At 70.5% G+C, this 13297-nt stretch carries 13 protein-coding genes and 3 tRNA genes; 12 read left to right on the top strand and 4 right to left on the bottom strand.

The window, feature by feature from the left end:
* Window positions 1-80: 80 nt before the first annotated feature.
* The 10 genes from ABD331_RS54565 to ABD331_RS54520 all read left to right on the top strand — a co-directional run bounded on the left by ABD331_RS54565 (window position 81) and on the right by ABD331_RS54520 (window position 7123).
* Window positions 81-1583: a metallophosphoesterase family protein gene (locus ABD331_RS54565; RefSeq protein WP_344494379.1), complete on the top strand. Its 1503-nt coding sequence runs from the start codon at window positions 81-83 to the stop codon at window positions 1581-1583.
* Window positions 1584-1656 (top strand) — tRNA-Glu (locus ABD331_RS54560).
* A gap of 97 nt (window positions 1657-1753) precedes the next feature.
* Window positions 1754-1828: transfer RNA gene (locus ABD331_RS54555), tRNA-Asp, on the top strand.
* Between the two features lie 5 nt (window positions 1829-1833).
* A tRNA-Phe gene (locus tag ABD331_RS54550) sits at window positions 1834-1910 on the top strand.
* Between the two features lie 67 nt (window positions 1911-1977).
* Window positions 1978-2727, top strand: coding sequence for a barstar family protein (locus ABD331_RS54545; protein ID WP_344494376.1), 750 nt, complete (start codon window positions 1978-1980; stop codon window positions 2725-2727).
* Window positions 2728-2761: 34 nt separating this feature from the next.
* On the top strand, window positions 2762-3595 hold the full coding sequence (locus tag ABD331_RS54540) for an SDR family NAD(P)-dependent oxidoreductase (protein ID WP_344494374.1): 834 nt from the start codon (window positions 2762-2764) through the stop codon (window positions 3593-3595).
* Window positions 3596-3698: 103 nt separating this feature from the next.
* On the top strand, window positions 3699-4589 hold the full coding sequence (locus tag ABD331_RS54535; RefSeq protein ID WP_344494372.1) for an ABC transporter ATP-binding protein: 891 nt from the start codon (window positions 3699-3701) through the stop codon (window positions 4587-4589).
* 15 nt (window positions 4590-4604) lie between these two features.
* On the top strand, window positions 4605-5300 hold the full coding sequence (locus ABD331_RS54530; protein ID WP_344494370.1) for an ABC transporter permease: 696 nt from the start codon (window positions 4605-4607) through the stop codon (window positions 5298-5300).
* Window positions 5301-5304: 4 nt separating this feature from the next.
* Window positions 5305-6453: a sensor histidine kinase gene (locus ABD331_RS54525; protein ID WP_344494368.1), complete on the top strand. Its 1149-nt coding sequence runs from the start codon at window positions 5305-5307 to the stop codon at window positions 6451-6453.
* Entirely contained in the window at window positions 6446-7123 is a 678-nt protein-coding gene (locus tag ABD331_RS54520; protein WP_344494366.1) for a response regulator, read from the top strand. The genes ABD331_RS54525 and ABD331_RS54520 overlap by 8 nt, the downstream gene beginning before the upstream one ends.
* Window positions 7124-7146: 23 nt before the next feature.
* Here ABD331_RS54520 and ABD331_RS54515 read toward each other — a convergent pair whose 3' ends face one another.
* Window positions 7147-9189 carry a cellulose binding domain-containing protein gene (locus tag ABD331_RS54515; RefSeq protein WP_344494364.1) on the bottom strand — a complete coding sequence of 681 codons (2043 nt, stop codon included), beginning with the start codon at window positions 9187-9189 and terminating at the stop codon, window positions 7147-7149.
* A 165-nt stretch (window positions 9190-9354) separates the two neighbouring features.
* On the opposite strand from ABD331_RS54515, the gene ABD331_RS54510 reads away from it, so the two are divergent.
* Window positions 9355-10215: a fructosamine kinase family protein gene (locus ABD331_RS54510; RefSeq protein ID WP_344494362.1), complete on the top strand. Its 861-nt coding sequence runs from the start codon at window positions 9355-9357 to the stop codon at window positions 10213-10215.
* Here ABD331_RS54510 and ABD331_RS54505 read toward each other — a convergent pair.
* From ABD331_RS54505 to ABD331_RS54495, 3 genes are all read right to left on the bottom strand, one after another.
* Entirely contained in the window at window positions 10200-11024 is an 825-nt protein-coding gene (locus ABD331_RS54505) for a hypothetical protein (RefSeq protein ID WP_344494360.1), read from the bottom strand. The two genes, ABD331_RS54510 and ABD331_RS54505, sit on opposite strands and share 16 nt — an antisense overlap.
* 144 nt (window positions 11025-11168) lie before the next feature.
* Window positions 11169-11657 carry a hypothetical protein gene (locus ABD331_RS54500; RefSeq protein WP_344494358.1) on the bottom strand — a complete coding sequence of 163 codons (489 nt, stop codon included), beginning with the start codon at window positions 11655-11657 and terminating at the stop codon, window positions 11169-11171.
* A 104-nt stretch (window positions 11658-11761) separates the two neighbouring features.
* The gene (locus tag ABD331_RS54495; protein WP_344494356.1) at window positions 11762-12316 is read right to left on the bottom strand and encodes an exonuclease; all 555 of its coding nucleotides are present in this window, start codon (window positions 12314-12316) and stop codon (window positions 11762-11764) included.
* A gap of 110 nt (window positions 12317-12426) precedes the next feature.
* On the opposite strand from ABD331_RS54495, the gene ABD331_RS54490 reads away from it, so the two are divergent.
* Window positions 12427-13263 carry a hypothetical protein gene (locus tag ABD331_RS54490; RefSeq protein ID WP_344494354.1) on the top strand — a complete coding sequence of 279 codons (837 nt, stop codon included), beginning with the start codon at window positions 12427-12429 and terminating at the stop codon, window positions 13261-13263.
* Window positions 13264-13297 lie beyond the last annotated feature (34 nt).

Genomic DNA, 13297 nt, shown 5'->3' with positions numbered 1-13297 from the left:
ACAGGTAAGCAAGAAACCGTATGAAGTTCGTGCACAGGTCAAAGGCAGTCCTTCGATCGCGCGGAGCGAGGATCGCGGCGGTGCTCCTCGTGGCCGCCGTGGGCGCCTGGCTCGGCATCTTCCTCAGCGGCACCGTACGCGCCCAGGTGGGCCCGGTGGAGACCGGAATGTCTCTGCGCCCGGCCTGGGACGGCGAGACGGTCGTGGACGCCAGCCCGCTCGGCACCCTCACCTTCCAGACCCACAGCGCGCCGCTCCGGCTGCGCATCACCCTCGAGAACATCGACCAGGAACGCGCCAAGGCCTTCCTGGAGGACCCGCGCATCGCCGACCGCCTGCCGGACGTGATCGAGCAGGACCTCATGGACGGCGTGCGCGCCCTCGTGATCCGCTCACTGCTCTGTGCGGGCGCGGGAGCGCTCATCGCAGTCCTCATGGTCTTCCGGCGTCCGAGAACGGCTCTGGTGGGCCTTCTGGCGGCTTCTGTCGCCCTCGCCGCCACCGGAGCCCTCGCGGCGCTCACGTTCCGGCCCGGCTCACTCGTCGAGCCGCGCTACTCGGGCCTGGTCGCCGCCGCGCCGTCACTCGTCGGCAGCGCGGAGTCGATCGTCACGCGCTTCGAGTCGTACCGCTCCCAGCTCACCAAACTCGTCACGAACGTCTCGAAGCTGTACGACACGGTCTCCACCCTGCCCCTGTACGACGCCGACCCCAAGACCATCCGCGTCCTGCACATCTCCGACATCCACCTCAACCCGATCGCCTGGAACGTCATCCGCTCCCTCAAGGACCAGTTCGCCGTGGACGCCATCGTCGACACCGGCGACATCTCCGACCACGGCACCAAGGCGGAGAACAAGTTCGTCGACGAGATCGCCGGCCTGAAGGTCCCGTACGTGTTCGTCCGCGGCAACCACGACTCGATGACCACGCAGAAGGCCGTCGAGAGGCAGAAGAACGCCGTCGTCCTGGACGACACGGCCAAGCGGGTCGCCGGCCTGACCATCTACGGCCTCGGCGACCCCCGCTTCACCCCGGACAAGTCCGTGACCGTCGACTCCGACCCGGCGGCGCTCGCCGAGTACGGCCGCGCCCACCAGTCCAAGGTCGGCAAGGCCGACCTGATCGCCGTGCACGACGGCGAGGTCGGCCGCGGCTTCTCCGGCGCGGCCCCCATGATCCTCGCCGGCCACACCCACGAACGCCGCACCACCATGCTCCCCTCGGGCACCCGCATGCTCGTCCAGGGCTCCACCGGCGGCGCCGGCCTGCGCGCGCTCGAACACGCCCAGCCCACGCCCGTCCAGGCCTCCGTCCTGTACTTCGACAAGGAGACCAGACGCCTCCAGGCATGGGACGACATCACCCTCGGTGGCCTGGGAGAGCAGTCGGTCTACATCCAGCGTCACGTGGAGCCCGACCCACAACGTATGATTTCCCCGGAGCCAACGAACGCCCCGTCGCCAACGGGATCGGTCACTGGCACCCCCGCGTCGCCGGTCGCCGGTCCGCCACTTTGGCATCAAGGGCAATCGTCCCCTATGCTTCAGAGGTCCCCGACGGAAGGCGACAGGGAAACCTAAGCCCCCATCGTCTAGCGGCCTAGGACACCGCCCTTTCAAGGCGGCGGCACGGGTTCGAATCCCGTTGGGGGCACCGCGAGCGCCTAGCGCACCCGCAAAACGGCCGGTCGAAGACCACCGAAGAGCTGGTAAGCTAAGCGAGCGCAAACAGAACGAAACGCAAGACGCAAGGTCCTGTAGAGCAGTTTGGAGTGCTCGCCACCCTGTCAAGGTGGAGGTCGCGGGTTCAAGTCCCGTCAGGACCGCTCTGGGTCAGGTAGCTCAGTTGGTACGAGCGTCCGCCTGAAAAGCGGAAGGTCGGCAGTTCGACCCTGCCCCTGACCACCAGCTTCAACGCCCCGAACGGATCATCGTTCGGGGCTTTTTGGTGTTCCCATGAGTCACAATCGGTCCCGTGGATTCCCGCGAGCCGAAGTTCCTGTTGATCGACGGAGATGGACGGGTACTGGGAGCCTGCCTCGATGCCGACGGTCTCTTCGTTGAGCCGGTCGACAGCGACGAGCCTGTGACGGTGGAAATCCTGGGATGCCTGGCCACCCGGCGCTTACGCGACTACCTGGAGGGGTCCAAGCGATACCGCCTGCGGAACCCGCTCTGGCTGGAAGGGCTGCGCATGCTCGACGCCGCGGGGGAGCCTCTGGTGGACTTCTGGGTGAGCGAGATCATCGAGTGGAGGCCGTCGCGGCTCGGCGCCGAACGCGTGGACATCGTCGCAGACTGGGGATACGACAGCCCCCGGGCCGGTGCGCGGCACATCTGGGAGCGGTGGTGGAGGGGGCGGCCCGACCGCGTCAACCAGTGGGCGGTGTACGGGGCGGAGGGCAGGCGGGAATGGCTGAGCATCGTCGGTCGTGCCCTCGGCAAGGAAAGCAGACGAGTCGATCGGCTCCCAGGGCACGTCTACCACCTCGATGGCCGCCACATCACCGATGAGTGCTCCTTCTATCTCGCGATGGGAGAGGCGATCAACGGGCCTGGCGGCTACTTCGGCTGGAATCTCGACGCGTTGAATGATTGCCTGAGGGGCGGGGCCGGGAAGCCGTTCACGCTGATCTGGAGTGACGCTCACGTGGCACGGCGGTCCCTGACCGGTGTCATCTGGACGATTCTCGAAGAGCACCGTGTGGAGGTCGTATCGAGGTGATTGCCGGTCCCGTGACAACGTGGAGGAGGCCGACATGGCCGGTACCGTCGCCGTCGTCACCGGAGCCGCACGGGGCATCGGGCGCGGCATCGCTCTCGTGCTGGGCGAGGCCGGAGCGACCGTCTACGTCACCGACCGCGAGAGCCGCGACCGGCGCCACTCCGAGCTGCCCGGCACCGTGGAGGACACCGCCGAGCAGGTGAGCGAGCGCGGCGGCACCGGGGTGCCGGTCCGGGTCGATCATGCCGACGACCGGGCGGTGGAGGCGCTGTTCGCCCGGGTGCGGGAGGAGCGGGGCGGGCTGGATCTGCTGGTGGCGAACGCCTTCGCGGGCAACGCCCTGCCGTTCCGCGGCGGCCCGTTCTGGACGCTTCCGCTCGACCACTGGCACAACATGATCGACGTCGGGTTGCGCAGCCACCTCGTCTCGGCCTGGTACGCCGCGCCGCTGCTGATCGGGCGGGGCGGCGGCCTGGCCGAGCGGGGCGGCGGCGTGGTCGAGCGGGGCGGCGGCGTGGTCGGGCGGGGCGGCGGTCTGATCGTGCTCACTGGCTACACCGACCCGCCGGCCGAGGTGATCGCCGGGCATCTCTTCTACGACCTCGCCATGACGGGCGTCAGCCGCCTGGCCAGTTCGCTTGCCCACGACCTGCGCCCGCACCGGGTCACGGCGCTGGCCGTCTCGCCGGGGTTCACCCGTACGGAGGCGATCCTGGCGGAGCTCGGCCAGGAGCTGACGGAGGGGGATCCGGTGGAGGTCCCAGGGCGGGCGGTGCGGGCGTTGCTGGAGGATCCGGACGTGGGGCGGTTCGCGGGCCGGACGCTGCCCGTCGCGGACCTGGCCGAGGTGTACGGCTTCCCGAGGTAGGTGTCCATCCACCGTTCGGTGGATTCGCGGGTCAGCATGATGCGCGCCCGATCCTGGCCGCCAGGTCGATTCGCCTCGGACGCGGGCGCAGGAAGCTTGAGCCATGGCAGTCATCGAGGTCACGGACCTGCGCAAGGCGTACGCGGGCCAGACGGTCCTGGACGGGGTGTCGTTCTCCGTGGAGGAGGGCGAGATCTTCGGCGTGCTCGGCCCGAACGGCACCGGCAAGACCACCATGGTGGAGTGCGTGGAGGGGCTGCGGCGTCCCGACAGCGGAACGATCAGGGTGCTCGGTCTCGACCCGGTCAAGGACGCGCGCGTGGTGCACGAGCGGATCGGGGTGCAGCTCCAGCAGACCCAGTTGCCGGAGAACCTGAAGGTGTGGGAGGCGCTCGACCTGTACGCCTCGTTCTACGCCCGGCCGCGTGACTGGCGGGAGCTGCTGGAGGAGTGGGGGCTGGCGGACAAGCGGAACGCCCGGTTCGGGAAGTTGTCCGGAGGCCAGAAGCAGCGGCTGTTCATCGCGCTGGCGCTGGTGGGCAACCCGCAGGTGGCGTTCCTGGACGAGCTGACCACCGGGCTGGACCCGCAGGCCCGCCGCACGACGTGGGAGCTGATCAAGCGGATCAGGGCGAGCGGCGTGACGGTGGTGCTTGTCAGCCACTTCATGGACGAGGTGGAGGAGCTGTGCGACCGCGTGGCCGTGCTCAGCGGAGGCAGGGTCGTGGCGGTGGACACGCCGTCCGGTCTGGCCGGAGGCGAGCAGCGGATGCGGTTCACGCTGAAGGGGGAGCACCTCCTCGACCTGGCGGGCGTGCCGGGGGTGACCGCCGTGTCCAGGGACGGCAACCGGGTGACCGTCACCGGCAGGGGCGACTTCGCGACGGCGGTCACGGCGCATCTGGCGCGGCAGCAGGTGCTGGTCAGCGACCTGCGCATCGACAAGCGGACGCTGGAGGACGCGTTCACCGCTCTGACCGGCCCGTCCTTCTGAGGAGAGAGAACGATCATGATGAAGCTCGCCGTCGTCGAGACCAAGCTGCTCACCCGGGACCCCGGGACGCTGTTCTCGCTGCTCATCCCGCTGTTCATCCTGGTGGTGTTCGGCAGCTCGATCGAGCCGGGCGACACCGTGCTGCTGCCGATGGCGCTGGCCATCGCCGTGGGGCTGGTGGGCCTGTACCTGCTCCCCACCACCCTGGCCGGCTACCGCGAGCGGGGCATCCTGCGCAGGCTGTCCATCACGCCGGTGCGTCCTGGCAGCCTGCTGGTGGTGCAGTTGCTGCTGCAACTCGTCCTGGTGGTGGTCGCCTGCGGGCTGCTGGTGACCGTCGCGGGCACGGTGCTGGGCGCGCGGCTGCCCGGCCTGGTGCTGTCCGGTGCGCTGGCGTTCCTGCTCGGTACGGCGAGCATGTTCGCGATCGGCTCGCTGGTGGCGGCCCTGGCGCCGAACGGCAGGGCCGCGAACGGGATCGGTGTGCTGCTGTACTTCCCGATGGCCTATCTCGCCGGGCTCATGCAGCCGGTCGACCAGATGCCGGATATCGTGGCGACCGTCGGGAAATTTACCCCTCTGGGTGCTTTTAGGGAGAGCCTTCGGGACGTCTGGGCGGGGAGTGCTCCCAGCCTCGTCGCCCTGGGCGTGATGGCCGTGTACACCCTGGTCATCGGCCTCGCGGCAACCAAGCTCTTCCGCTGGGAGTGAAAGAATGGCCGGTCGCCTCGACCGCTGGGAACGGCTGCTGGAGCGCCAGCTCGCCGCCGCACCGTACGTCCTGCTGACGATCTCCACCATCCTCACGCTGCTCACCGGCGGCCGGCCGTGGATCACGGCCGGCCTGGCCGCGCTCGCCGCCGCATGGCTGTGGCTGGCGCCCCGGGGCGCGGTCTACGTGGCGGGCCTGGTGGTGCTGATCGGGGCACTCTGTACGCAGGGAGCGTGGTTCGCCAGCTTCTTCGGCTTCACCGGCTACCTCCACTCCTGGCAGTACCTGAAGGGGAAGTGGCGGTTCGCCGGAGTGAGCGCCACGGCCGCGATCAGCGTCGTGACCTACAGCGGCGGCCTGCCGGAGCCCACCCCGGTCGCGATCCTCACCTACCTGTTCTTCACCGCCGCCATCGTGGCAGGGGTCGGCCTGTTCAGCTTCGTCGGCGAGGTCACGGCCGAGCGGAGCGACGAACGCAAACAGATGGTGACGCGCCTGGAGCAGACCATGCGGGAGAACGCGGGCCTTCAGGCCCAGCTCCTGGTCCAGGCCCGCGAGGCGGGCGTGCTCGACGAACGGCAACGCATGGCCGCCGAGATCCACGACACCCTCGCCCAGGGGCTGACCGGCATCATCACCCAGCTCCAGGCCGCCAAGCAGGGCCAGGACTGGCACCACGTGGACGTCGCGGTACGGCTGGCGCGCGAGAGCCTGGCCGAGGCGCGGCGCTCCGTGAACGCGGTCGGCCCCGGCCAGCTCGACACCGCGCCCCTGCCGGAGGCGCTCGAAGAGGTCGTCGCTCAGTGGCGCGAGCTGCACGGGACGCGAGCCGAGTTCACCGTCACCGGTACGGTCCGTCCCATGCATCCAGAGGTCGAAGAGACGCTGCTGCGCACCGCGCAGGAAGCCCTGGCCAACGCCGCCAAGCACGCGAACGCCTCCAGGGTGGGGCTGACCCTGTCGTACATGGAGGATCTGGTGACGCTGGACGTACGCGACGACGGCATCGGCTTCGACCCCAGGCTGACGGCGTTCGGGCTGACGGCGATGCGCAAGCGGGTGGACCGGCTGGCGGGCACCCTGGAGATCGAGTCCGAGGCCGGCGCGGGCACCGCGATCTCGGCCAGCCTCCCGGCGGTTACCCGTGGCTGATCAGGTGCCCGCGACCGAGCAGGTGCCCGCGTCAGGGCAGCGGATCCGGTTGCTGATCGCCGACGACCACCCCATCGTCCGCGACGGCCTGCGTGGCATGTTCGCCGGCGACCCCGGCTTCGAGGTGCTTGGCGAGGCCGCCGACGGCGCCCAGGCCGTCGCCCTCGCCCAGGCCCTGCATCCGGACGTCATCCTCATGGACCTGCGCATGCCCGGGATGGACGGCGTCGCGGCCATCAAGGAGCTGGCCAGGCTGGGCAGCCCGGCCCGCGTGCTCGTCCTGACCACCTACGACACCGACCGCGACGTCATGCCCGCCATCGAGGCGGGCGCCACCGGCTACCTGCTCAAGGACACCGGCCGCGACGAGCTCGTCCGCGCCGTCCGTACGGCGGCGCGGGGCGAGGCCGTGCTGTCGCCGTCCGTGGCCACCCGCCTCCTCGGCCAGGTCCGCACCCCGGCCGACCCGCTGAGCGCCCGCGAGCTGGAGATCCTCCGGCTCATCGCCGACGGCGCGACCAACCGCGAGGCCGCCGCGCGCCTGTTCATCAGCGAGGCCACGGTGAAGAGCCACGTGCTGCACATCTACACCAAGCTGGGGGTCAACGACAGGGCGGCCGCCGTCGCCACGGCCTTCCGGCGCGGCCTGCTCACCGTGGAGGACGGCTGACGGTGAGCAGGCGGCCGTGAGGCTCACTGGGTCGTGCAGACCGTGCCGTTCAGGGTGAAGACGGACGGCAGCACGTTCGGCCCGCTGTAGTTGCCGACGTACCCGATCGTGGTGGTGGCGCCGGTGGCGAGCGACGGGTTGGCCGCCTCGTTCACGGCCTTGACGTCCGAGCCGGTCTGCGTCCAGACGGCGCTCCACCCGCTGCCCAGGCTCTGCCACGAGCGGGGCCACGAGAACGACAGGGTCCAGCCGTTGATCGGGGCGCCGTTGTTGGTGATGTCGATGGCGCCGACGTACCCACTGGCCCAGTCGGTCTGGTTGGTCAGGCGGACGGAGCAGGAGCTGGTGGCGGGGGTGCCGGTGGTGAAGGTGAGCGGGGGCGAGGGGTCGGAGGTGGCGCCGCCGGTGTCCCTGGCGATCACGTTGACGGTGTAGCGGGTGCCCGGCTTCAGGTTGCGGACCGTGAACGTGGTGCCGGTGGTCTCGCCGAGCTGCTCGGTGATGGCGCCGTTCTGGCGGTGCAGCTCGTACTTGGCGACGGGGCGGGCGCCGGGCTTGGCGGCGGGCCAGGTGATGGTGGCGGTCTTGTCCGTGACGCCGGTGACGGCGGGCTGGCCCGGGGTGCCGGGGCGGCCGGGCTGCGCGGCGGACGGCTTGAGTATGACGGTGGTCAGGGAGAGCGGCGGCAGCGTCTGGGTGGTGGCGGTGCCGGAGGTGGAGGTGGTGATGCTGGTCGCGCCGTTCGTGTGGGTCAGGACGGTGGGCGCGCCGGCGGCAGGGGTGAAGCCGGAGTAGCCGAGCTCGACCGGGTACGACGTGCCGGACGAGGTGTTGATCAGCATGACGGCCAGGTCGCCGTTCGGACGGCGGGCCGCGTGCGCGGTCACCTCGGGCTGGTCCGTCGCGGCGCGGATGAACCGGTCACCCGGCCGGGCGAACTTGCTCGTCATCTGCAGCGCGTAGTAGGGCGCGAAGGGCGTGTTCAGCGCGGGCTCGCAGACGCTGCCGTCGGAGGTGCAGGTGCCGCTCGACAGCAGGCCGAAGTCGCCGTAGTCGGTGTGCCCCTCGACCTCGCTGACGGTGCCGATGCCGTTGTGCACGTTCCACCAGTCCACGGTGAAGACGCCGTTGGCCAGCAGTGTCGCGTACGCGTCGGCGGCGGCCAGCGCGCCGGGCTGCGTGTTGGTGCCGTTGCTGTTGGAGCCGGTGTTGAACTCGGTCATCGCGATGCCGATCCGCTCCGAGCCGGGCCCCGCGTACTTGGCGATCTGCTCGCGGGTGAGCTGGATCATGTCGGGCACGTGCCCGGACTTGTCGAGAGCGCCGGGATACCAGTGCAGGATGACGAAGTCGATCTTCGATCCGGCGGTGGACAGCACGGTCTTGTTCCAGGTGCCGCTGTCACCGGCGGCCACGATGGCGTCGGGCCAGTTCGCGGGCGTGGTGAGGACGGCGCCGATCTTGATGGTGGGGTCGACGGCCTTCATCGCGTCGGCGTAGGCGACGACGTGGCGGGCGTACTCGTTCGGGCTCTTGTCGGCGTGGTTGTCCGCCTCCCAGGCCGAGCCGTAGTGACCGTTGCCGTAGTTCTCGTTGCCGATCTCCCAGTACTTGACGCCGTACCCCTTGGTGATGTTGGCGTGCCGCACCCAGGCGGCGGCCTCCTCGGCGGTGCCGGTGCCGTAGTTCGCGGTGACCATCGGCTGCGCCCCGGTACGGCGTACGCCCCGCATGAACGTGTCGAAGTCGGTGTCCGGCGCCACGTAACCGCCGGGGGCGGTGTGGTCGGCCCAGTGGTAGATGTCGGAGTAAGAGCCGCCGGGGTAGCGCAGCACCTTCATGCCCGCGTCCTTGAGCAGGTCCGCGGTCTCGTTCGTGCCCAGGTTGCTGTCCCAGATCGCGTGGTTGGTACCCAGACCCGTCTCCGGGACGGTGGCGAGCGCGGCGCGGGCGTTGACCGTCACCTGGACGGCGGCGGCGGTTCCGGCCGCGTGCGCGGCGGGGGCGTTCAAGGCGGTCAGCGTCAGCAGGGTCGCTAACGCGGCTCGCAGGGGGATCTTCGGCATCGGCGCACCTCGTGCTGGATTTGCGGGTATTCAGCTCGACGCCTCCTCCTGACCAGGAAGCATCATGATCATGGGTGGTGTCCGCACGGGCGTCAATCGGCGCTGAAACTTTCACGCGGCAGGATGACGGGATGACCTTCTGCTCGCCTATCGGAAGGGGTGACGGTGGAGCTGCTGCTGTCCCGGCTGCGCGCGGCCGGGTTCGAGGCGGAGTCCGTACGGGCGGCGCCCGGCGGCGTGGTGGCGCTGGCGGGCCTGGCGAGGCTGCGCGACGGGTCCCAGGTGTTCGCCAAGACGCTGCGTACGCCCGCTTCGGACCTGTTCGAGGTCGAGGCGGCGGGGCTGCGCGCGCTGCGTGAGGCGGGCGGCGTCACCACCCCCGAGGTGCTGGCGGTGACGCCGGACCTGCTGGTGCTCGAACCGCTGCCGCCGCGCCGCGACGACGACGAGCGGTTCTGGGAGGAACTGGGCCTCGCGGTCGCGGGCCTGCACACCGCCACGGCGGGGGAGCGGTTCGGCTGGCATCGGGACGGCTGGCTGGGCCGCCTGCGCCAGGACAACACCTGGGACGCCGACGGGCACGCCTGGTTCGCCGAGCGCCGGATCCTGCGCTGGCTGCCGGAGCCGCTGGTGGAGGCGGCGCTGAGCCGCGAGGAGCGCCGGGCGCTCGAACGCCTCTGCGCCGCCCTGCCCGACCTGCTGCCGCCCGCGCCGCCGGTGCTCACGCACGGCGACCTGTGGCGCGAGAACATCATGGCCACGCCGGCGGGCGGCCCCGCGCTGATCGACCCCGCCGTCTCCTACAGCTGGGCGGAGGCCGACCTCAGCATGTTGTGGTGCTCGCCGCGCCCGCCGGCCGCCCGGCGCTTCTTCGAGGTGTACGCGGCCACCGCGCCCCTGCCGGACGGCTGGCAGGAGCGCATGCGGCTGTACCGCCTGCGGGAGCTGCTGAGCAGCATCGCCCACGACGACGACGCCAGAGCGTGCGCCGAGGCCGTACGGGAGACCGTTCAGTTGTACTTGTAGAGCCTCGTCGCCTTGCGCCGCCCGTGGTCGAACGCCGAGGCCCGGTACATGCTGATGGACAGCTCGCCGTGCTCGGCCTTCCCGCAGGTGCCGACGCCGGCGAGCTGGTGGATCTCGTAGCGGGTGGTGGGGTCGCCGCCCACGAAGTACTCGGCGCGGGCCTGGTACTCGTCGGCGGCGGTGTCGCAGGCGTAGACGAACGTCTTGCGCTCGGCGAAGCAGATGGTGGCGGCGGCCTTGGTGGAGGAGCAGGTCCTGGACTTGGCGCGGGCCTCGGCCGGGGTGGTGCGGGTGTCGCGCTTGACCGGATATTTCGCGACGTTCTGGACGGTCTTCCAGCGGCCGTACTTGATCCGGCGGTTGCCCTGGTACAGGGCGGCGCGGAACGTCACGACCTTGCCGATCTCCCGGTTGCCGCGCACCTCGCCCTTGCGGCCCATGTTGTGGATGACGTACACGGTGCCGAGGTAGCCGTTCAGGTAGTACTCGACCGCGGGATGGCGGTGGTCGTCGGCCGTGTCCTCGATCGTGATGCCGGGGCGGTCGCTCCCGTCGGGGCCCACGCAGGCCTCGGCCCCCTTGACCCGCACGCAGACGGGCTCGGCGGCGAAGGCGGTGGCGGTGGTGGTGGACGCGGCGGCCGGCTCGGCCGTCGGCGCCGGCGCGGCGGCGGTGGCCTGCGCCTGGACCTGCTGGATCGCCGGGCGAGGCGGCGCGGCCGTGGCCGCCGCCCCGTCGGCGCTGAACGCGGTGGCCATCATCGCGGCCGCCGCGATGACTGTGCGACGTAATGCCACTTGCAACCTCACCAGCCTCACCCTGTCACAGTGACTTTGCCTGGGTGAGACGCGAGGAATGCGGCAAAGGTTCAGATTCGTTAAGCCGCTGTTCAGGAAACCGCCCGATGCCGGCGTGCCCCCGATCGAGGACGCCGGCACCGGGATGCCTCAGGTTCAGGCCGCGCGCTTCTTCGGCGTCACGCTGGCCAGCAGCAGGAGCAGCGCGCTCTGGGCGAGCATGCCGGGCGCGAGCGGCGGCGCCATCCCGACCGACTTCGTCAGCGCGTACCACCACTGGGTGAGCGGCGAGTAGGAGTCCCACTGCGGGTCCATCGCCCCCATGCCGTGGTTGACCGACACGTGCATGTAGACGCCGTACAGCGAGCAGAGCAGGACGACCGCGGCGAGCACGCGGACGACGGTGACCACCGGCCCCGAGTCGCGCAGGAGCAGCAGCACCAGCGCGACCACCTGGAGCGCCAGGGCCACCCAGGGGATGAGCTGCACCGGGCTTTCCCAGTGCCGTTCGAAGGCGAGCTCCAGCGCGGCGCCCACGATGCCGATCGCGACCAGCGCCAGCAGGCCGAGCCGGAGCAGTGGGGTGCCCGGGGAGGCCAGGCGGCGCGACTGCCGCGCGGTCGTCCGAGGGGGAGTTGAGGTCATGTGGGGGACCACCGTCCGATGCGAGGGTCTCTTGCGAAGTCGCCTCCAACGTCTCCAGGCATCCTCAGAGGAATCTGGTTGAATTCTGAAGAATTGGTGAGAAGTCAGGCCTGCTCGCGCCGCAACACGGCGTCGAACACCTGCGCCAGCTCGGCCGCGTCCTCGCCCGCGTGGTGCGTGTGCGGGAGTTTCTCCAGGCCGAAGCGCTTCTTGATCTGGCTCTTGTGCGAGCCGGACCACTCGGAGCCCGTCACGCCCATCCAGTAACTTCTCAGGTCCACGCCGGATCCGGTCGTGCCGAACGGATTCTTGCCGGTGAACCGGACGAAGTACCAGTGCACGTACATGCCGTCCCACACCGCCGGCGCGGCCAGGAACACCGGCCGCCCGATCCTGCGCAGCCCGTTCACCCAGCGGGCCGCGGCCGCCATCGCCACCTCGGGCGGCGGCGCCTCGCGCAGCAGCCGGTCGCGGTCGAGCCCCGACACGGCCAGTGCCTCGGGCACGAAGTCATCGGAGATCGGGCGCAGCTCCGTGTAGAACGACAGGTCCTGGCGCCCGGCCACCGCCATGCCGAGCGAGAGCATGCTGTAGGGGCCGGGGATCGGCCCGTCGGCCTCCACGTCCACCGCGACGTACAACTCGGGAAGTTCAGGCACGGCGGCAAGGATAACTGCACGACATCTTCACGACATCCGCACACCGGCCTGGTGGAGTGGGCGGGGCCGTCCGGGGTGTGCTCGGAGGGAGACCAGAGGGGGTGCCGCCGGTGGAGAACTGGATCGACCAGCCGATCACCGACCCCGCCATTCCCGAGCGGGACCGCCGGCGCATGACGTCCGCACAGGACGGGCGGCGTTCCGGGGTGTCGTCGCGCCTGCTCGGCCGGCCGGAGTCCGAGCCGCCGCGCTGGGTGCGGCGGATGTTCGGCCTCGGCGGGTTCTGCGCCGCCGTGTCAGGGGCCCTGCTCGGGCTGATGGCGTTCGACACCGGCCGCGAGAGCACGGGCCTGGCCGCCATGATGATCTTCCTCACCGGGGTGCTGTTCGTCGGCGTCTCCTGGCCGAACCCGGTCGAGCGCCTGGCCCGCAAGCACGCCGGCCGCTACGTCGTCCCCGCCGAGCTGGACGACCCCGCCCTCGACCTGCTGGCCAGGGCCAGGAGGGCGATCAAGGACGTGACCGGCTCCCGCGTGCACCGCCTGGGCCTGCTCGACGCGATCGCCAACGACGTGGTGCTGCCCGAGCGCCTGTGGGAGATCGCGCACCTCGTCCGCGTGCACACCGACCTGCGGGCCGAACAGGCGCTCGCGCTCACCGAGGTGATCACCCCGGAGCTGACCGCCGTGCTGGAACCCCAGCAGGACGCGCTGCGCCGCTCGGTGGCGGCGGTCACGGAGCGGGTGTGGGAGCTGGAGGCGTACGCGTCCCGCGTCCGCTCGGCCGACTCCGCGTTACGGGCGAGCGAGCTGCAGGAGAGCAACGGCAAGTACCTGGAGCTGCTGGCCAGGACGGGCGACGAGGAGAGCGTGCGCGCGCTGACCGCCGAGGCGGACGCGCTGACCCGCACGCTGCGCGAGGCCGTCGCCGCCGGGCAGACCCTGTGATCGGTACGGCCGGGCCGTACCGATCAGCGTCGAT

Source organism: Nonomuraea monospora (assembly GCF_039531895.1).
Lineage (GTDB): Bacteria > Actinomycetota > Actinomycetes > Streptosporangiales > Streptosporangiaceae > Nonomuraea > Nonomuraea monospora.
Note: the sequence above shows the minus strand (reverse complement) of the source record. Positions and strands in the feature narration are given on the sequence as shown.

Bases quoted from the DNA above. Each gene is read 5' to 3' on its own strand.
- ABD331_RS54540 (WP_344494374.1), top strand. From the start codon at position 2,762: ATGGCCGGTACCGTCGCCGTCGTCACCGGAGCCGCACGGGGCATCGGG.
- ABD331_RS54535 (WP_344494372.1), top strand. From the start codon at position 3,699: ATGGCAGTCATCGAGGTCACGGACCTGCGCAAGGCGTACGCGGGCCAG.
- ABD331_RS54530 (WP_344494370.1), top strand. From the start codon at position 4,605: ATGATGAAGCTCGCCGTCGTCGAGACCAAGCTGCTCACCCGGGACCCC.
- ABD331_RS54525 (WP_344494368.1), top strand. From the start codon at position 5,305: ATGGCCGGTCGCCTCGACCGCTGGGAACGGCTGCTGGAGCGCCAGCTC.
- ABD331_RS54515 (WP_344494364.1), bottom strand. From the start codon at position 9,189: ATGCCGAAGATCCCCCTGCGAGCCGCGTTAGCGACCCTGCTGACGCTG.
- ABD331_RS54500 (WP_344494358.1), bottom strand. From the start codon at position 11,657: ATGACCTCAACTCCCCCTCGGACGACCGCGCGGCAGTCGCGCCGCCTG.